This is a genomic window from Bradyrhizobium sp. SOJA106, from assembly GCF_059448745.1.
Map to the genome: position 1 here is coordinate 3,290,754 of NZ_CM182549.1, position 18,216 is coordinate 3,308,969.

General features: G+C 63.7%; 19 protein-coding genes. 12 read left to right on the forward strand and 7 right to left on the reverse strand.

All coding sequences use genetic code 11. The features are described 5' to 3' along the window. Positions 1-2 precede the first annotated feature (2 nt). Positions 3-1,349 (reverse strand): lipopolysaccharide biosynthesis protein, encoded by a 1,347-nt coding sequence (locus tag AC5V87_RS14715; protein ID WP_495371410.1) that lies wholly within the window; start codon positions 1,347-1,349, stop codon positions 3-5. Positions 1,350-1,829: 480 nt separating this feature from the next. On the opposite strand from AC5V87_RS14715, the gene AC5V87_RS14720 reads away from it, so the two are divergent. Next, on the forward strand, positions 1,830-3,050 hold the full coding sequence (locus tag AC5V87_RS14720) for an FAD-dependent oxidoreductase (protein ID WP_495371411.1): 1,221 nt from the start codon (positions 1,830-1,832) through the stop codon (positions 3,048-3,050). A 29-nt stretch (positions 3,051-3,079) separates the two neighbouring features. On the opposite strand, the gene AC5V87_RS14725 is transcribed toward AC5V87_RS14720, so the two are convergent. Continuing rightward, complete coding sequence (locus AC5V87_RS14725) at positions 3,080-4,216, reverse strand: GNAT family N-acetyltransferase (RefSeq protein WP_495371412.1); 1,137 nt, start codon at positions 4,214-4,216, stop codon at positions 3,080-3,082. Between the two features lie 218 nt (positions 4,217-4,434). Between AC5V87_RS14725 and AC5V87_RS14730 the strand changes: the two genes are divergently transcribed. The 4 genes from AC5V87_RS14730 (at position 4,435) to AC5V87_RS14745 (ending at position 8,504) form a co-directional block, all read left to right on the forward strand. Next, positions 4,435-5,721, forward strand: a complete 1,287-nt coding sequence (locus tag AC5V87_RS14730) for an O-antigen ligase family protein (protein WP_495371413.1) — start codon at positions 4,435-4,437, stop codon at positions 5,719-5,721. A 135-nt stretch (positions 5,722-5,856) separates the two neighbouring features. Then, positions 5,857-6,771, forward strand: coding sequence for a glycoside hydrolase family 5 protein (locus AC5V87_RS14735; protein ID WP_495371414.1), 915 nt, complete (start codon positions 5,857-5,859; stop codon positions 6,769-6,771). Between the two features lie 135 nt (positions 6,772-6,906). Continuing rightward, positions 6,907-8,052, forward strand: coding sequence for an AI-2E family transporter (locus tag AC5V87_RS14740; protein WP_495371415.1), 1,146 nt, complete (start codon positions 6,907-6,909; stop codon positions 8,050-8,052). Next, complete coding sequence (locus tag AC5V87_RS14745; RefSeq protein WP_456839401.1) at positions 8,049-8,504, forward strand: potassium channel family protein; 456 nt, start codon at positions 8,049-8,051, stop codon at positions 8,502-8,504. Before AC5V87_RS14740 ends, AC5V87_RS14745 begins: the two co-directional genes overlap by 4 nt. Before the next feature lie 50 nt (positions 8,505-8,554). Here AC5V87_RS14745 and AC5V87_RS14750 read toward each other — a convergent pair whose 3' ends face one another. Continuing rightward, positions 8,555-9,238 (reverse strand): helix-turn-helix domain-containing protein, encoded by a 684-nt coding sequence (locus AC5V87_RS14750; RefSeq protein WP_456839400.1) that lies wholly within the window; start codon positions 9,236-9,238, stop codon positions 8,555-8,557. Between the two features lie 299 nt (positions 9,239-9,537). Here AC5V87_RS14750 and AC5V87_RS14755 point away from each other — a divergent pair, with 299 nt between their 5' ends. Continuing rightward, positions 9,538-10,161, forward strand: a complete 624-nt coding sequence (locus tag AC5V87_RS14755) for a response regulator transcription factor (RefSeq protein ID WP_495371416.1) — start codon at positions 9,538-9,540, stop codon at positions 10,159-10,161. 207 nt (positions 10,162-10,368) lie between these two features. Further along, complete coding sequence (locus AC5V87_RS14760; RefSeq protein ID WP_495371417.1) at positions 10,369-10,719, forward strand: response regulator transcription factor; 351 nt, start codon at positions 10,369-10,371, stop codon at positions 10,717-10,719. A gap of 6 nt (positions 10,720-10,725) precedes the next feature. On the opposite strand, the gene AC5V87_RS14765 is transcribed toward AC5V87_RS14760, so the two are convergent. Beyond that, positions 10,726-11,307 (reverse strand): invasion associated locus B family protein, encoded by a 582-nt coding sequence (locus AC5V87_RS14765; protein ID WP_456839397.1) that lies wholly within the window; start codon positions 11,305-11,307, stop codon positions 10,726-10,728. A 23-nt stretch (positions 11,308-11,330) separates the two neighbouring features. Next, positions 11,331-12,215 carry an alpha/beta hydrolase family protein gene (locus AC5V87_RS14770; protein WP_456843384.1) on the reverse strand — a complete coding sequence of 295 codons (885 nt, stop codon included), beginning with the start codon at positions 12,213-12,215 and terminating at the stop codon, positions 11,331-11,333. A gap of 237 nt (positions 12,216-12,452) precedes the next feature. Between AC5V87_RS14770 and AC5V87_RS14775 the strand changes: the two genes are divergently transcribed. From AC5V87_RS14775 to AC5V87_RS14785, 3 genes are all read left to right on the forward strand, one after another. Continuing rightward, positions 12,453-12,617 carry a hypothetical protein gene (locus AC5V87_RS14775; RefSeq protein ID WP_456839396.1) on the forward strand — a complete coding sequence of 55 codons (165 nt, stop codon included), beginning with the start codon at positions 12,453-12,455 and terminating at the stop codon, positions 12,615-12,617. Further along, entirely contained in the window at positions 12,614-14,317 is a 1,704-nt protein-coding gene (locus tag AC5V87_RS14780) for a SulP family inorganic anion transporter (protein WP_456839395.1), read from the forward strand. Before AC5V87_RS14775 ends, AC5V87_RS14780 begins: the two co-directional genes overlap by 4 nt. 288 nt (positions 14,318-14,605) lie before the next feature. Further along, positions 14,606-15,040 carry a hypothetical protein gene (locus AC5V87_RS14785; RefSeq protein ID WP_456839394.1) on the forward strand — a complete coding sequence of 145 codons (435 nt, stop codon included), beginning with the start codon at positions 14,606-14,608 and terminating at the stop codon, positions 15,038-15,040. 70 nt (positions 15,041-15,110) lie between these two features. On the opposite strand, the gene ppk2 is transcribed toward AC5V87_RS14785, so the two are convergent. Together ppk2 and AC5V87_RS14795 are read right to left on the reverse strand one after the other, a co-directional pair. Continuing rightward, positions 15,111-15,911 carry a polyphosphate kinase 2 gene (ppk2, locus tag AC5V87_RS14790; protein ID WP_456839393.1) on the reverse strand — a complete coding sequence of 267 codons (801 nt, stop codon included), beginning with the start codon at positions 15,909-15,911 and terminating at the stop codon, positions 15,111-15,113. A gap of 25 nt (positions 15,912-15,936) precedes the next feature. After that, positions 15,937-16,392: a hypothetical protein gene (locus AC5V87_RS14795; protein ID WP_456839392.1), complete on the reverse strand. Its 456-nt coding sequence runs from the start codon at positions 16,390-16,392 to the stop codon at positions 15,937-15,939. 166 nt (positions 16,393-16,558) lie between these two features. On the opposite strand from AC5V87_RS14795, the gene AC5V87_RS14800 reads away from it, so the two are divergent. Together AC5V87_RS14800 and AC5V87_RS14805 are read left to right on the forward strand one after the other, a co-directional pair. Continuing rightward, positions 16,559-16,975 (forward strand): hypothetical protein, encoded by a 417-nt coding sequence (locus AC5V87_RS14800; RefSeq protein WP_495371897.1) that lies wholly within the window; start codon positions 16,559-16,561, stop codon positions 16,973-16,975. Then, a complete protein-coding gene (locus tag AC5V87_RS14805; protein WP_456839391.1) occupies positions 16,968-18,200 on the forward strand; it encodes an HlyD family secretion protein in 1,233 nt (410 codons plus the stop codon). Before AC5V87_RS14800 ends, AC5V87_RS14805 begins: the two co-directional genes overlap by 8 nt. Positions 18,201-18,216 lie beyond the last annotated feature (16 nt).

Consider the following 18,216-nt stretch of genomic DNA (forward strand, 5'->3'; position numbering starts at 1 on the left):
GCCTATTCGGCGGAGTCTATTCCGCGGACTGCGTAAGTACCGCGCTTCGATGCAGGGAAGCGCAGCAATCCGAGAATTGAAGGATCGACCCCGGTCCGCCGGCGGCACAGGATGTTGAGGGCGATGGTCGCAAGCGCCAGCGACACGGTCGCCGAGATCGCTGCGCCAAGCACGCCGAACCAGGGAATGAGCACGAGGAATCCGACCAGCCGCAGCGCCACGTTCGCGGCGACGACGGGCACATACTCACGCTCATAACCGGTCAGCTGCAAGATCGCCGCCGATGGACCGCCCGCCGCCTGGAACGCCGTTCCGATCGCAAGCACGATCAGGACCCAGTGCTGTGCGGCGAAATGAGGCCCGAACAGGTTGAGGAGATAAGGGCCGCCAAACCAGATCAGCAGGAGTCCGCTGATCACGCAAAGCGCGGTCACTTCCGACATAAGTTGCAAGGTTCGCTCGAACTCCTGGTGGTTCTTGCTGAAATACAGCGAGGGAAGCCGGCGCGCGCCGAAGCTATACAGGGCGGCCGAGAGCATGGCGAAGATGTTGGCGAGGCGCGAGGCGGCAAAGTAGATGCCGGCGGTCGCCGGATCCAGCATCCAGTAGACCAGGATCACGTCGAAATACTGGTTGGCGGCTTCGAGGATGGACGCGACCCAGAAATGAAGCGCGCTCGATCTCCAGCGCGACGTCTCGGAACGCGCCGCGGTGCCGCGGAAATCCGGCAGCGCGCGCCTGATCGCAACGATCTGCGCGCCGAGGCCGATCGACATCGCGACCGTCATCACGGCGATCAATTCGGCGGGATCGAGCTGGCGATGCCCGGTGAGGACGGCGATCAGAAACAGCACGACGCTGGCCCTCCAGAAGAACTCCCTGTTTCCTTCGCCCATGAGGATGCTGACCAGCGAGCGTGCGATCTGGCTGCCGAGCATCAGCCCCGCATTCGCGGCGGTGTAGGCTGCCACCGCGAGGATCAGCAGCCACTCGTCGCCGCGCAGGCTCGCCACGATCGCGATTGCGCCGATCGCGAACAGCATCGCGGCGGAGGAGATCTTCAGGCTCGATAGCAGCACGCCCTTGGTGAGGTCGGGCTGATTTGCCACCCGATATTCGTTGAGGAATCGCACCAGCAGCGATTCCTGGCCGACCAGTCCCACCACCGACGCCATCTGGGCCACCGACAGCCAGGTCGCGAAGATGCCGAACCCGTCCGGCGACATCGTTCGCGCCGCCAGCGAGAACAATGCAAACGCCAGCGCGCCGCTACCAACCTTGAGCAGGATGGTCCCGGCAACACCACGCGTCACGTCGCGCCGCATGAACTGGACGATGGATTCGATCATGGAAGTTGAGGGGCAACTCTCCCCTGAAGAGACGTGGTCCGATAGCGGAGATAGCCTAGCATGCCGGAAAATCGCGAGTGTTAATGAGAGACCTTCAGGATATTGCCGGCCGCGACGATGTCGCGACGCGGCCGGCTGCGTCACCGTGAAACACGGCCGTCCCGACTGTCCCGTTAACGCAAAGCCCTGACCCGGCCGAAATGGCGGCATAGCGCCGCATCGACGGCCATGACGACGAGATCGGCCGTTTGGACGCGCAAACGATTGTCAAAACGGGCCGCCGTTCAGGCCGAGTCCGGGATTTGCCTGACATCCCGAGCAAACCGCGTGCCGCGATGTCATGGAGCTGGATCAGTCCGCCGGCTCATTAACCTCGATCGGCAGAAATGATCGCGTTTGATCGCGCGATGCGACATCAGGCGAGAGAATTGCACGAGAGAATTGCAGACGGGACCACCGTTAACCGTGGGAGCCTGAACCATGACGGCGGATCAAAGCGTCACCGAGCCGGTCGCGGCAACCGGGGCTGCGGCGATGGTCGACGTCGCGATCGTGGGCGGCGGCCTCGCGGGATCCCTCGCTGCGGCGGTGCTCGCGCGGGCGGGGCATCGCGTCGCCCTCATCGACAAGCGCGCGCTCTACCCGGACGAATTCCGTGTCGAGAAGATCGGCGGCCACCAGCTGGAGATGTTCCGGAAGCTGGGCTTCCTCCGTGGGCTCGAGAGCGTCGCGTGTCCATACGACCGCGTGCTCAATATCAGGGAGGGCAAGCTGGTCGATGTCAGCGTCGGCCAGGCTTACGGGCTTCCTTATGCAGATCTCGTTGCGATGGCGCGCGGCCAGATCCCCGATCCGTCCAGCCTGATCATCGACGAGGTCACTGCACTCAGCTGCAGCGATGACGTCCAGCAGCTCGAGCTCGCCTCCGGACGGCGCCTGAATGCCCGTCTCGTCGTTCTGGCGACCGGCATGGCCGGTGCTCTCGGCTACAAGCTCGGCATGAAACGGCGCCTGCTCGCCGCGGGTCACTCGGTCTCGTTCGGCTTCACGATTGCCCGGCGGGACGGCATGCCGTTCGATTTCAACGCCCTGACCTGTTACGGCGAGCGCACCGCTGACGGCATCGATTATCTCAGCCTGTTTCCGGTGCGCGCCGGCATGCGGGCCAATCTCTTCATGTTCCGCGACCCGGCCGATCCTGTCATGCGCGATCTGCGCCGCGACACCGAAGCGACGCTCTTGCGCTTGCTGCCGGGATTGCGGCCCTATCTCGGCGACTTCCACGTGACGGACCGCGTCCGGAATTGGGTGATGGATCTGTCCGTCGTCGAAGGGCACCTCCAGGACGGCGTCGTGCTCATCGGCGATGCGTTCCAGACCAACTGTCCTGCAGCCGGCACCGGCGTCGCCCGCCTGCTGGTCGACGTCGAGCGTCTTTGCACCGAATATGCGCCGCGCTGGCTCATGACCGCAGGCATGGGCAAGGAGAAGATATCGGAGTTCTATTCCGATCGCGACAAGATCGCGGCGGACCAGCAATCGCTGAAGATGGCGCACTTCCGTCAGGCGCTGACGTCCCGCAACGATATCGGCTGGGACGTGCGGCGGCGGCTGCACTTCCTGCGGCGCAGTCTCACCCATCGGGTGGATCAGATGCGGCCGGGCTGGCTCGCGCAGGTCCGAAGCGCGCTGCGCGTCTGAGTGCTGCGGCCCTCGGCGTCTCGCCTCGTTCAGCGCGTGGGCGTCGGGGTCCGCGTCGGCAAGAGCCTCAACTCCGACATTCGCTTGGCGGCCAGTTTGAGCCAGGGGGCCTGCTTCAGCGCGAACAGCGATATGGCGCCCGCGGTGCTGCCGGCCTGCGTGACCTCCCACATCGGCGAGGGCTGCCCGCCGAACATTTTCTTGTAGGGCTCGTCGCCGATGGTGAAGTCGAGCATCTGATCGCCGCGCTCGATGCAATCCCTTGCCACCTGCTCGAACATCAGCGCGCCCAGGGACTGGCTCTTGTATCCGGCGATGTCGAACGCGCTCATGATGACCAGGAAATTGCCCTGGTGGTGCAGTCCGAGCACGGCCGCGATCACCTCGCCGTCCATCTTCATGACATAGAGCCGCACAAAGGAGCCGAGACCGCGAAGCGCCACGCCGGAGTAGAAGGCGTAATATTCGGGGCGCTGCAGCAGGTCCCCGTCGCCCTGTGATTGAAAGCGCGGGCCGCGAAATTTCCGCATCACGTCCAGTGCCTCGATCGCGGAGGCGCTGTCGTTGCAGCATGCGAAGCTCAGGGCGCCCTTCTTCTGGAGCTGGCGATATTTCTTTGCGAGCTCCTTTTGATAGGAGCGATGCAGCGCGCTGGCTCGCCATCGTTCGAACGGCGCGACAAGGACGGTCGCGTAGGCATTGGTCTTCATCAACACGCGACGAGGCGCAGCCAGAAGATTTTCGATCGGAAGCCGTCCATCGGGAATCTTCGTCATCCGAAGCAGATCGAACGGGCGGATGAGATACCTGATCTCGGCGCATGCGCTCTCGTCCGCGAGCAGCTGGGAAAATGCCTCGGGCCTGCAAACCGGTGCCAGATAGTCGGAGACGCGGAGGTCGGCGAACTCGACTGTGCGTATCGGTCCACGCCGGACCCGCAGCATGGGCAGCACCATGGCAAGCGCGCCAGTTGCGCGATGGCGGACCACGACGATCAGAGGGATTGCCCCTGCATGAGATGCAAGCTCGGTGTAGAGGCTATGCAGCCAGACCGGATGCTGGAACGCGGTGGCGGCCGAGCCGTCGAACAGCTCGGCGTATTCCGGCGACAGGAAGTCGAACGCCGGCTCGACGGCGATGTCGAAATTGGTGCTGGGGCTGTTCATGCGCAATCGGGAAAACCAGGTAAATTGAGACGTCGATCGAGCCGGACCCGCGCTTTATAGCAAGGTCGTTACGGGCGAGACACCTGAGGCGTGTAATTTGCATTAATGCGCCGGATAGGATTCATATCGTCACCAAGCTATTAAGTCGCCGGCCGGAGCGGGGGGCGGAGATCGCGGGCGCTAGCAGATTGTTAACCGCGCTTTAGGAAAGTCGTCTCATGGCCAGCCTGCAGACCGAGGTGGATTCCGAGGCACTCGAGAGCGCGTTCTGGAAGACGCGCAGCGCAGGCGTCGAGACGCTTGCCAGGACCGCCATCCTCGTTTCGATCACCGTCAACGTGGTCGCATCGATGGGCAATTTCAACGCCGCGCTGCTGCCGGAACAGCTGAGCAATCTGCAACAGGCGATTGCGATCCTGATGTGGGCCGTCCTCATCTACGCAAGTGCATTCGTGCGCCCGCGTCTGCGATTGCAGCTCAATCCGGATTTGATCGCGTTGCTCGCATTCTATTCGTTCGCCACCATCTCCGTGCTCTGGTCCAGCCTGAGCGCCGCGGCGTTCATGAAGAGTGCGGCGCTGGCGATGACGACATTCGGCGCGTTCTGCCTGATCACGCGTATCGACATCGACGAGATTGTGGGGGCCACAGTCCTCGGGCTCTTCCTATCGGTCGCCGCATCGGCCTTCTTCGCGATTGCGGTGCCCGATATCGGGATCGACCACACCTGGATGCACGAGGGCCAGTGGCAGGGCATCTATGAATCCAAGCAGACGCTCGGCTTCGTCGGGGCCTACCTGATGTTCTTCTCCTGCTATCGGAAGATGACCGGGCAGGGCTGGATCTCGTTCCTCGTCGTGTTCCTGCTGGCGTCAACCTGCGTGCTCGCGTCGGAATCGCGCGGCGCCGGTGCCGTTGCTCTCGCCGCCTGCGCGCTGCTCCTGACCTCGATGTGGTCGGTTCGCTGCATGAGGATCTATGCGGTCGTGCCGGTCGTCATGTGCATGACGGCCGCTCTCCTGATCCTTTATTTTTATGTGACGGGTCATGATGCCATCCATATCGGCGATGCGAGCATCGATTTCACCGAGCGGACCTTCATCTGGCAGTACGCCATCAGCCACCTCGACAATGCACCGCTGCTCGGCTTCGGCATCAACGGCTTCTGGACCGTCCCGTCGGTCTACGACTACTTCGAGCAGAACCACGGCTGGGTTCTGGACAATTATCACAGCGGCTACATCGCAATCCTGATCGAAACGGGATTTCTGGGATATGCGCTCTTTGCCGCGAGCGTCTTGCTGTTCTCGAACAAGATCCTTCATCTGATTTCCACGCAATCGATCAACCGGTCGCACTGCGCCCTGATCATCGGTTTCGTCGTGCTCAGCTTTCAGTCCAATTTCACCGAAACGATGTTCCTTCGTTCGACGATGTTCACCTCGGTGCTCCTCCTGGCGTTCTTCTTCGCCACGTGCCGGCCGGTGCCGCAGACGAGCCTTTAGGTTCTTACCAGGGGAAGCAAGATGACCGCCATCCGGGCTCGCTGGCCGAGAATCTCGTCTCTTGCCGCAACGGCATTTTGCCTTGTCTCGCTGCTCTGCCCCACTTGTGCGGTCGGGCCGACCGCTGCGGGCGACATGCCGCGACTGGGCCGTGGCATCAACATTCTCGGCTATGATGGAATCTGGGAAGGCGGCCAGAACGCGCCATTCCGCCTAGACAATTTGACGGCGATCAAGAAAGCCGGCTTCTCGCACGTCAGAATCAACTTCTTCGGTTTCAAGTTCATGGGCCCCGGGAACGTGCTGGACGAGATGGTCCTGCGGCGGCTCGATGCCGTCATCGAAGAGGTTTTCGCGAGGGGCCTCATCCCCGTCCTCGACGAGCATGATACTGATGTTTGCCAGAGCGACGTCTCCGGATGTGCCGAGAAGCTCAGGGCGTTCTGGCGGCAGATCGCCGAACGCTATGCCGGAAGATATCCCGGACTCGTGTTCGAGGTCCTGAACGAGCCCGGTGGGCAGATGACGTCGGGGAGCTGGAATACGCTCCTCAACGAATGCCTCGGCATCATCCGCCGCACCAATCCCGAGCGACAGGTGATTGCCGCCGTTCTCAACGTGGACGAGATTCCTGTCGACGAACTGGCGCTGCCGGTCGACGACAGGAACCTCATCGTCACGTTCCACTACTACGCGCCGATACGATTCACCCATCAGGGCGCGCCGTGGTCCCGAACGTTTTCGCGGATCGGGCCGCTCGATTGGGGCGGCCCGGACGACGAAGCCAAAGCTGCCGCCGATTTCAACAAGATGAAGCTCTGGGCGGAGAAGGAGAGGCGTCCGGTCTATCTCGGCGAGTTCGGCGTGTACGAGCGGGCACCGTCCGACAGCCGCGTGAGATACCTGTCGTTCATGGCGCGAAGCGCCGAGAAGCTCGGCTGGGCCTGGGCCTATTGGCAGTTCGACCACGACTTCGCGGCGTTCGACACTGCTCGTCAGGCCTGGAAGCCGGACATCCTGCGCGCCTTGTCGCCATCGCCGTCGCGTTGAGGCGAGCGGGGCCGCGGCGGGCGGCGCCCGAATGAGCGCGGCAAACATCCACCTTGATCTGGATCAAGCTTGCCACGGCCGGCAGGGCGCTACTCCTTGCACGCGTGCGCCCGCCCCGAGAGACAGGCTTCGATCTTGAAGAAACCGCGCCAGCTTCTGTTTCCGGACGTGATCCAGCTTGTGATTCGGCTCGGATTGCTGGCCTTGCTGGTTCTGTGGACCTTCATCATCATCAAGCCATTCGTGCCGATCCTGACCTGGAGCGCGGTATTGGCGGTGGCGTTCTATCCGGCGTTCAGCTGGCTCGCCAGATGTCTCGGCGGCAGGCCGCGGACGGCGGCTGCCATTCTCACGCTTGTGGCGCTCGGCATCGTGATCGGCCCGGCTGCCTGGCTCGGTCTCGGTGCCGTCGAAGCGATCAAGGACATCGCGGGCCAGATCGGCAGCGGTGAGCTCAGGCTTCACGCCGCGCCCGAGCAGGTCAAGGACTGGCCGCTGGTCGGTCCGCAGCTCCACGAGTTCTGGAATCTGGCCTATACCAATATCCGCGCGGTGCTGGGTGAGGTGGCGCCATATCTGAAGCCGCTTGCGGGAATGATGCTGTCGTTTGCGGGCGATACCGGCGTTGGCATGCTCCAGTTCCTGCTCTCGGTCTTCGTCGCCGGCTTGCTGCTTCCGTTCGGGCCGCAGCTCGTCGCCGCGATCAGGGGCTTCTTGGTCCGCGTCGTGCCGGAGCAGAGCGAGCATTTTCTGGAGCTCGCAGGCGCGACCATACGCGCGGTCGCTCAGGGCGTGATCGGCGTGGCGATCGTGCAGGCGTTCCTCGCCGGGATCGGCTTCAGGCTGGCAGGCCTCTCGATCGCGGGCCTGCTTGCGGTGATCGTCCTCCTCCTGTCGATCGTGCAGATCGGCGCCTTCCTCGTGCTCTTGCCCGTCGTCATCTGGATCTGGATGGACAAGGACGTGACCACGGCCTTGCTTCTGACGCTCTATCTTGCCGTCGTCGGCCTGCTCGACAACATCCTGAAGCCGCTGGTGATGGGACGGGGGCTGACCACGCCGACGCTCGTCATCCTGATCGGCGTGATCGGGGGAACGCTGAGCCACGGGATCCTCGGCCTCTTCATCGGCCCGATCATCCTGTCGGTCGCCTGGGAGCTCGCGGCGGCCTGGATCCGCGTCGATCGTGCCGCGCCGGTCGAGATCGACAGGGTTACGGTTGAGGCGGCGAAGACGGCTTCGCAGCCGGGCCGCGAATTGAGGACTGGTCGATCGCCATGATGCTGCAGTTCCTCGTCGGCACCCTGGTCAGCGTGATCAATATCGGACTTCATGCGCTGGTCACGGTGGTCGCCGTCGCGATCGCCCGCAGCGCGGGCCTGCGCCATAGCAAACGACCGAGATTGCACCTGATGGGCGTGATGATCGCGACCGCCGTGGTGCTGAAGCTCGCGCACACGCTGGAGATCCTGGTGTGGGCTGTGACCTACGGCATCGTCCGGGCCGCCACCGCCGGCAGCGATCTGCTCTATTTCGCTTTCGTCAACTACACCACGCTCGGCTATGGCGACATCACGCCGGTGCAGGAATGGCGGCTGATCGGACCGTTGACGGCCATGAACGGCGTGCTGCTGTTCGGCTGGTCCGTCGCGATCCTGTTCGAGGTTCTGCGCAAGACGCTCGAGCATCTCGGTCTGACCGAAGCGTCCGGCACGGTGATATCGCGGGACTGATGCGGCAAGGCGCCGCATCCGCGAAGTTCGCGCAGGGGCTGCCCGGCGGTTCAGGACTGCAGATCGAGGCGCGCGAGCAGGTGCCGGTTCCGCAGCACGATCTGGCGCTGGGTGTTGCCGATGAAGCCGAGAACGCCGATCTCGTGCAGCCGCGACAAGGCGCGCGACACGGTCTCCAGCGTCAGGCCGAGATAGTCGGCGATATCGCGCCGCGACATCGGCAGCGCCATGACGTCGGATGCGGTCAGGCGCTTGTCCATTTCCAGCAGGAACGCGGCCACCCGCTCCAGCGACGTCTTGCGGCCGAGCAGCAGCATGTGATCCTCCGCGTGCTGGAGGTTGTTCGTGGTCATGCTGAGCAGGTTCCTTGCGACCATGGCGTCGCTCTCGGCCACCATTTCGAGGCTTTGCCGCCGGACCAGCCGGACCGTGGTGTCGACGATCGCTTCGGTGGTGAAGCGGTGCTCGCCGCCGTTTTCCAGCCCGAAGATATCGCCGACGAGATGGAACGCGCCGATCTGCCTGCGGCCGTCCGACAACAGCTTGTAACTTCGCACCGCGCCGGACTTGACCTGGTAGACGTAGTCGGCGGGCTCTTTCTCGCCGTAGATTTCGGTGCCTTTTCTGTAGGAAAATTCGCTTAAATTGACCAGCGCATTTGAGTCGCTCGTCAGGCCGAGGTCGCGGAGGGAATTGGGGCGCGGTGCGGAGTCCGTGGTGATGCGAACAAACATAGGCCAACTCCTCAGCTCACCGCCGAATTGGTCTGTGAGGCTAACTATTCTTGCCGCTGGAATGCGCCGCGCTATCCCACTCCCGCTGAAGTTGATTTTCGGCCAGTGTGGTATTTCAATCCATTGTCCCTAGGTCCATTGTACCAAGGGACAACATGATTGTCCGGTGCGCAGAATGAGAAAGCATTGCGTCCTTCGAATTTGACTCATCACGAAGCGGACATTTCAATCCTCAAATGGATGAAGACGGATTTGTAGAGTGAGAAGACCATCGGTAGTCTTCATGCAAGGGGTGGAAGGTGCCAGGCCTCGTTCACGTGGTCGACGACGATGAATCCTTTCGGACGGCGATCGAGCGTCGGCTGAAGCTGGCTGGGTATGAGGTCGCGACCTATGCGTCGGCGAAGGAGTTGCTGGATGCCGGGCCGGACGACGAGCAGGCGAGCTGCATCCTGCTCGACGTGCGGATACCGGGACTGAGCGGCCCCGACTTGCAGACCCAATTGGTCGCATCGGGCTCGACACTGCCGATCATCTTCCTGACCGGGTTCGCCGACACGCCGACGACGGTGCGGGCGATCAAGGCGGGCGCGGAAGACTTCCTGACCAAGCCGATCTCCTCGGAGCAGTTGATCGACGCGATCGAGCGCGCGCTGGCGCGCCAGAGTGTCGCGCGTGCGCATCGCGGCAGGCTGGAGGCATTTCGTGTCCACCTGGCGACGCTGACGCAGCGCGAGCGGCAGGTGTTCGATCTCATCGTGCGCGGGCGGATCAACAAGCAGATCGCGCACGAGCTCGGGACCACCGAGCGCACGGTGAAGGCGCATCGCCATCAGGTGATGGAGAAGATGCAGGTCCATTCGCTTGCGGAGCTCGTTTCGATCGCGGAGCGGCTTGGAATGCTCGATACGAATGGCGACTAACGATTTGTCGCCACGCACTGCACAGTTCTCCCGGTGAGACTTCCCGAAGGGACAATTGCAAAGACGTCGGCGCAGTGTTGCGATGCCGGCGCGGTAGCTGCGGCTTTTTGCCCGATCCCCGGGAAAGGGCCGGATCATATCGCGTTCAGCCGCAGGGCCACCACCGTCGATGCCACCTGAGAGGTCGCCGTGCCGACGCGCCAGTCCGTGTTCATCGTCGATGACGATCCGTCCGTCCGGACGAGCATGTCCAGACTGCTCCGCGCGCACGGTTTCGTCGCCACGCTGTTCGAGTCCGCGGGCGCCTTGCTCGATGACAGCGGATTGGAACGGGCGATCTGCATCGTGCTCGATATCAACCTTGACGGGAAATCGGGCATCGATTTGCGGCGGCGGCTCACGGAAAGAGGCGTGACCGCACCCGTCATCTACATCACCGGCAATGATAGTCCGGCGAACCGCACCGCGGCGATCGCATCGGGCTGCGTCGCCTATCTGACCAAGCCGTTTTCGGCCGAATCCCTCATCGAGTCGGTGACGCGCGCGGCTGCGGCTTAAGGCTGCTCACTCGTCGACATACTGCTCCAGCGTCTTCGCCGGCGCGCCGCTGCGGACGGACGCAAACTGCGTCAGCGGCACCGAGGTCGTGAGGGCGAGGAGGTTCGAATCGACGAGCTCGAGCGTCAGCACCTTGCCTGATGCCATGTCCTTGACGGTCTTGGCCGCCGCCACGTCGGCGGCGATACAGAGATTGGTGGCACACCAGGTATAGGGCACGCGGAACGGCGTGCCCTGGTCGATCGTCAATTTTGGCGCCTGTTGCAGGTACATGCCGACCGGCACGAACAATTGCAGCCGGGCGGTGGGCGCATCCTGGCGTTCGATCAAATCGATGCGCACCGCGGTCTGGCCAGTCGGGAATTTGCCCGTGATCGAGGTCCGGCACAGCAGCGGCGCGCCGCCGGCCTTGAAGCAGAGCTTTTGCCAGTCGCCATAGCTGATGTCCCTGGCTTCGCGCTGGCCGCGCGTTGCGACCTCGGCCGGCTTGTCGGCCTGCGCGGTCTTCGGTGCGGCGATGCTCGGGGCCGTGGGGGTCGCGATGACCGCCGCCAAGAGGCCGGAGAGACAAGCAAGAGGGCGAAGCATAGTCGCGTCTCCGAACTTGGCGTTCACTTCTGCGCATCGAGGAAGTTCGTCACCAGCGGCGACCAGAGCGGGATCGCATCCGGTGAGCCGATGAAGAAATGGCCTTCATTGCCGAACGGCGGCATCAGATGATATTCGGCGCGGCCGCCGGCGGCGGTGAAGGCGGCATGCATGCGCTTCGACAGCTCGGGCCCGAAGAACGTATCGTTCTCGATGTAGATCCACAGCATCGGCACGCGCGAGGTGCGGCCGAAATCCGCGGTCGCTTCCACGAGCTTGTCCGGCGCGCAATTGTTGTTGGGCTTGCCGCCGACCCGGCCGCCGCGGCCGGCGGCGAAGGTGATGATCGCCTTCACCTGCGGCGGGTTCACGCTCGACAGCGCGATCGAGGCCCAGCCGCCGGCGGACTGGCCGACCACGATCACGTCCTTCGGGATGATCCGCTTCTCGGCCGCAAGATAGTCGATGATCCAGAGGTCGACGTGCGCGACCGCAAGCCCCGCATCATGGAAGTTGGGATTGGTGCATTTGCCGACCTTGGAGAAGAACGGGCCGAACAGCGCGCGATCGGGGATGTCGATCGCCTGCGCGCCATAACCGCTGCCGACCGGCGCCACCACGAGATAGCCGCGCTTTGCGAACCATTTGGCGGCGTCGCGGAACTCCACCAGCGGGAAGAAGCTGCGGTCGGTCGGGTTGAGCGACACGCCGTGGTTCATGATCACCAGCGGGAACGGGCCGTCGCCGATCGGGCGCACCAGATAGGCGAACATCGGTAGCGGCAGCGGCAGTGCCCAGATCTCTTCCTGGATGCGGATCTCGTCCTCGGCGCGCGCGGGCAATGCGGCGACGAGAAGGACGAGGAGGGTGAACGCGAAAGCGTGGAGCAATGCAGGCAAGCGGTGCATCGCGAGTTCCTTCAACCTGCGCCTCCCATGCGGTGGTGATGATCCACCTGACGGTATCCATGGTCTCGCATTCCGCCGGCACTTTGCCGCGATTTGATTGGCGGCGTGGCGGCATTGCTTGATCCAGATCAAGCCTTGGCGGCGACGAGGCAAGGCCTATGCGATGATCGAGTATCTGCGACAGCCCCCATTGCCGACATGAGTACTCTGGACCTCGCTGCCGTTTGCAGCACGGTGATGATCACCGGCAACATGCGTGGGTTCATTGAGAACCTGTTTGCGGCCGCCGGGGCTTTCGCCACCAAGGTCTTTCCCGGCCTCGCGCTCGGCATTCCCGTGGTCGCGCTGCTGATTGTCCTCTTGCGCTGCGAAGCGATGCCACGTGTGGAGGAGGAGCGATGAACGCACCCTCCGATCCGACCTGGACGCGGTTCTTTCCACCGGCCGAATGGCTGGCAACCTATCGGCGCGAATGGCTGCCTTCCGACGCCATCGCCGGCATCACGCTCGCCGCCTACGCCATTCCGGTTTCGCTCGCTTATGCGGCGCTGGCCGGGCTGCCGCCGCAGGTCGGCGTCTATGGCTACATGCTCGGCGGTATCGGCTATGCCCTGCTCGGGGCGTCACGCCAGCTCGCGATCGGTCCGACCTCGGCGATCTCTCTGATGATCGCCGCGACCGTCGGCGCGCTCGCCGGAGGCGATGCGGTGCGCTATGCGCAGATCGCAAGCCTTGCGGCCTTTGCCGTGGCGGTGCTGTGCTTCATCGCCTGGCTGTTCAAGCTCAGCGTGCTGGTCCGCCTCGTCAGCGACAGCATCCTGGTCGGCTTCAAGGCGGGGGCCGGGCTCACCATCATCATGAGCCAGCTGCCGAGTCTGCTCGGCGTTGCCGGAGGCGGCCACAATTTCTTCGATCGCGCCGTCAAGCTGGCCGGGCAGCTCGGCGGCATCAACCCGCTCGTGCTCGGCATCGGCGCCGTCGCGCTCCTGCTGCTGCTCCTCGGTGAGCGGCGTTTGCCAGGCAAGCCGGTCGGCATCACCATCGTTGCGCTCGCGATCATTGTGGCAACGGTGCTCGGCTTCCCCGCCCTCGGTGTGCCCGTCACCGGGAAGATACCGGAAGGGCTGCCGGCGCTCGGCATCCCGACATTCGGCCTGCTGGAGTTCGACGATCTCTTTCCGCTCGCGGCGGGCTGCGTGTTGCTGGCCTATATCGAAGGCGTGTCGGCGGCCCGCAGCTTCGCGGCCAAGCACGGCTATCCGCTCGATGTCCGCCAGGAGTTTTTGGGATTGGGCGCGGCGAACCTCGCGGCGGCTTTTGGTCACGGCTATCCCGTCGCCGGCGGCCTGTCGCAATCGGCGGTCAACGACAATGCCGGCGCGCGTACGCCGCTGGCGCTGGTGATCTGCGCGGTGGCGCTCGGGCTCTGCCTGCTGTTCTTCACGGGATTGTTGACCAATCTGCCCAAGGCGGTGCTTGCGGCCATCGTCTTCGCTGCCGTCTACAGGCTGGTCGATATCCGTGCGCTGCTGCGCATGTGGCATGTCAGCCGGATCGATTTCTACGCGGCGGCGATTGCCCTGGTTTCCGTGCTCCTGCTCGGCATCCTCCAGGGCGTCCTGCTGGCCTCGATCGCCTCGATCTTCCTGCTGCTGGCGCGGGCCTCGCATCCGAACGTCGCGTTCCTCGGCCGCTTGCCCGGCAGCGGGCGTTATTCGGACAGCGCGCGGCATGAGGGCGTCGAACCGCTGGTCGGCATCATCGCCTTCCGGCCCGAGGCGTCGCTGCTCTACATCAATGCAGAGACGATCCTGGACACGGTTATGGCCGCGCTCCGGAGCTCGCCGGGCATCCACCTCGTCGCCTGCGACCTTTCGGCCTCGCCTTACATCGATCTGGCGGGCGCGCGGATGCTGCACGAGCTGCATGATGAACTTGTGTCACGCAACGTGACCTTCTGCATCGTGGGCGCGCATGCGCAGCTCCGTGATCTCCTGCGCGCCGAAGGGCTCGCGGAGAAGACCGACAGCGGCCAATGGCTGCGCTCACTCGACAGCTTGCTCGGCGATGATCAGGCGAGCGCTGCGCAACGCATGGCCTGATGCCGTGCTATTGCGATGCGAACGGCCTGGCATCGCCCGCCAGAATGCAGGCAAGCGTTGACTTGGATCAATGGGGCGAGCGGCGCCGCACTCACGATCCCGCGTCACCTTCGCCCACAGCAATCGGAAGAGACACATGTCCATAGAGCCCAAGGCCGGCGGGCAGACCATTGGCCTACGGACAGAACCCGTTCCTGACCGCGAGCAGTGCCACCACCGGTGGTCCCGACAACCTGCTGGAGCGATTACTTCGCGATGATCCTGGCTCAATAGGAGAAAGAAAACGTCATGAGAAATTTGACCTTCGGCGCCATCCTGGTTGCCTCGCTGGTGGGTGTTGCCGGTTTCAGTCCGCCGGCGCGTGCGGAGACCGGACAAGTCGCCGTCGTCTTCACCAAGGGCGGCTTTATCGTCGGCGTCGGCGGTGGGGAGGGCGTTCTGGTTCTGAGGGGGAGGAGATACCCCTTCACCGTCTCAGGCATGAGCGTCGGCTTTACGGTCGGGGCGTCGACCACGAAATTCGTCGGCCGCGCGCTCAACCTGCGGGGGCCGGCGTCGATTGAAGGCTCTTATGCGGTGGGCGGCGCCGGCGGCGCCGTCGCAGCGGGCGCCGGTGCCGTGCAGTTGCAGAACGCCAATGGCGTGATCCTGCAGCTCAGCGGTCCCCGGGTCGGCGCGGAGGTGTCGGCGGCGGTCGGCGGCGTCACGATCAAGCTGAAATAGCTCCTGGAGGAGGGGCCAAGGCAAACGGGCTGCGTCACCGCAGCCCGTTTCGCATCTCAAGCCGTACGTTTCAGTATCGCTCCTCGACGAACTTCAGCCCGCGCAGGCTCGCCTGGTCGTTGTAGCGTCCCTTGTTCGACCGCGGCGGCAGCTTGACCTTCTCGCGCTTGACCTTCTTGTAAGGGATCGTGCTCAGGATATGCGAGATGGCGTTGAGCCGCGCTCGCCGCTTGTCGTCGGAGCGGATCAGCCGCCAGGGCGCATGTTTGGTGTCGGTCGCCTCGAACATCATGTCGCGCGCGCGCGAATAATCGTACCAGCGGCCAAACGACTCGGTGTCCATCGGGCTCAGCTTCCACTGCCGCAACGGGTCCTCGATACGTGCCGTGAAGCGGCGTTCCTGCTCCTCCATCCCGACCTCCAGCCAAAGCTTGATCAGGATGATGCCGGCGTCCACGCCAAATTTTTCGACCAGCGGACACAGTTCCAGGAAGCGCTTGTGCTCGGTCGGCGAGCAGAAGCCCATCACATATTCAACGCCGGCGCGGTTGTACCAGCTGCGGTCGAAGATCACGATCTCGCCGCCGGCCGGGAATTGCTCGATGTAACGCTGCATGAACAGCTGCGATTTCTGCCGATCGGAGGGCGCGGGAAGGGCGCAGACACGGAACACGCGCGGGCTGACCTTTTCCGTCAGTGCCTTGATGGTGCCGCCCTTGCCGGCGGCATCGCGCCCCTCGAAGACGATGATCACCTTCAGTTTCTCGGCCTTGACCCATTCCTGGAGGTGACACAGCTCGACCTGGAGCTTTTCCAGCTCCTTCTCATAGTCCTTCCGCTTCATTCGCCCGGCAGAATCATCCTTGGCCATGCCCGTCCTTTTCCTCCTGCGCTCGCTAGTTGTCGCCCCATGAAATGGTCACGCCGATGTCGCCGGGCACGCCGCCCGGAAAATCGATGATCTGATAGGCGATGCGATAGCCGCGCGGCTTCAGATAGTCGGTCCAGAGCTGGAAGATCTCCTTGGGGATGCCGGTCAGCGTATTCTCCCAGCCCTTTTCCATCTGGTTGATGGCGCGCCCCTTGTCCGTGCAGAGCGTATTGGGAAAGCGGTAGACCAGGACCTCGGAGAGACCGTTTCGCACCGCACGCTGGATGATGGTCGAGGCGAGCTTGATCTTCTCCTCCTCGGTCTTGCCCGAAGGCTTGCTCAGCCGCTCGATCAGGGCACGCTTTTCGGCCTCGGCGGCCGCGGCGAGGCGGACATACTCTTCCGCCTTCTCGGCCTCCTTGAGAGCGGCTTCTTTTCGGATCTGCGTGGCGCTTGGAATGAGATCGTCGAGGCCGGGCATGGGGCGGCTCCCTTTCAGTGTGCAATCGGCGTTTTGCGGACGCTAGGTCCGGCGGCCGGCATTCCCTTGATTCAAATCAAGCAAATTGCGATGCTGCCTGAACACAGTGCTTGCCAAGTGCACGTGCGCTGACCGGGAGAGACGTTTGAGCGACCAGCTTCATCCGATGGCCCCGCACCATCTGCCGTTCTATCTCGCGCCCGGAAGCGGCACGGACACGCTGACGGTGGTGATGGGGATATTTCTGATCGGCGTCATCTTCTGGGTCGGCACGCTCTATTGGAAGCTGCACAGCCTGCCGGAGCGAATGGCGCACAAATCACAGAAGCTGCAGTTCGAATTCGTGGCGGTGCTCGGTCTGATCTCGCTGTTCACGCACATGCACATCTTCTGGGTTGCAGGCCTGTTGCTTGCGCTGATCGATATCCCCGACTTCGGAACGCCGCTGCGCAGCATCGCCGATTCCGTCGAGAAGATCGCCGACGCGGCGCCGGGCCAGGACGAAGGGCCGATAGAAGCCGGTCCTGCGCCGGCTCCGGCGGACAAGCTGGACGTCGTTCGGAAGGAGCACAGCCATGCTTGAGCTCATGATCTGCTCCCTGGTGACGATCCTGCCCGATTACCTCTATCGCCGTTACGCCCAGGGCAAGCGTTTCGGCAAGGAGATCACCTTCTTCTCGGTCTGGTACGAGCTGCGCTGGGGCATCACGGGATGCCTGATGCTGACGGTGTCGCTGATCACGATGATCTTCTACTTCCATCCCTCGACATCGAGCGCGACGCTTTATTTCCGCACCGTGCCGATCCTCCCCGAGGGCTCCGGGCGGGTCGCCGACGTCAAGGTCGGCTTCACCCAGGCCGTGAGGAAAGGCGACGTGCTGTTCACGCTCGACAGCTCCAAGCAGCAGGCGGCGCTGGAAACGGCGAAGCGAAAGGTCGCAGAAGTCGATGCCGCCATGCAGACTGCGCAGGCCGATGTGGTCAAGGCCGAGGCGCAGCTCGGGGAAGCCAGGGCCAATTATCAGCAGGCCAAGGACGAGCTCGAGGTCAAGAGTGAGCTCCAGCGCCGCAATCCCGGCATCGTTCCGCAGCGTGACATCGACAAGCTCCAGGTGCTGGTCGATCAGCGCCAGTCCGGCATCGATGCCGCGACAGCCGCACGGCAGGCCGCGAGCCTGCAAGTGTCGACATCGCTCCCCGCGCAGAAGGCGAGCGCCGAGGCCGCGCTCGACCAGGCCCAGGTCGATCTCGACAAGACGATCGTCCGGGCCGGCGTCGACGGTCGCGTCGAGCAATTCTTGATTCGCCCCGGCGACGTCGTCAACCAGCTGATGCGTCCGGCCGGTGTCCTGATCCCCGAGGAGGCGGGCCGCAAGATTCTTCAGGCCGGCTTCGGCCAGATCGAGGCGCAGGTGATGAAGGCCGGCATGGTGGCGGAGGCAACCTGCATCTCGAAGCCGTGGGTGATCATCCCGATGGTGATCACGACGGTGCAGGACTATATCGCGGCCGGGCAGTTCCGCGCCGGCGAGCAGTTGCTCGAGGCCCAGAACGCAGTGAAGCCTGGCACGATCCTCGTATTCCTGGAGCCGCTCTACAAGGGCGGGCTCGAGGGCGTCACGCCCGGCTCGAGCTGCATCGTCAATGCCTACACCAGCAATCACGAAGAAATCTCCGCAAAGGACACTCCTGGTGGCCGGAAGTTCGCGCTCCACGTCGTCGACGCCGTCGGCCTCGTCCATGCGCTGCTGCTGCGCATCCAGGCCTTGCTGCTGCCGATCCAGACGCTGGTGCTGAGCGGGCATTGAGCGGCGGCGATGATGC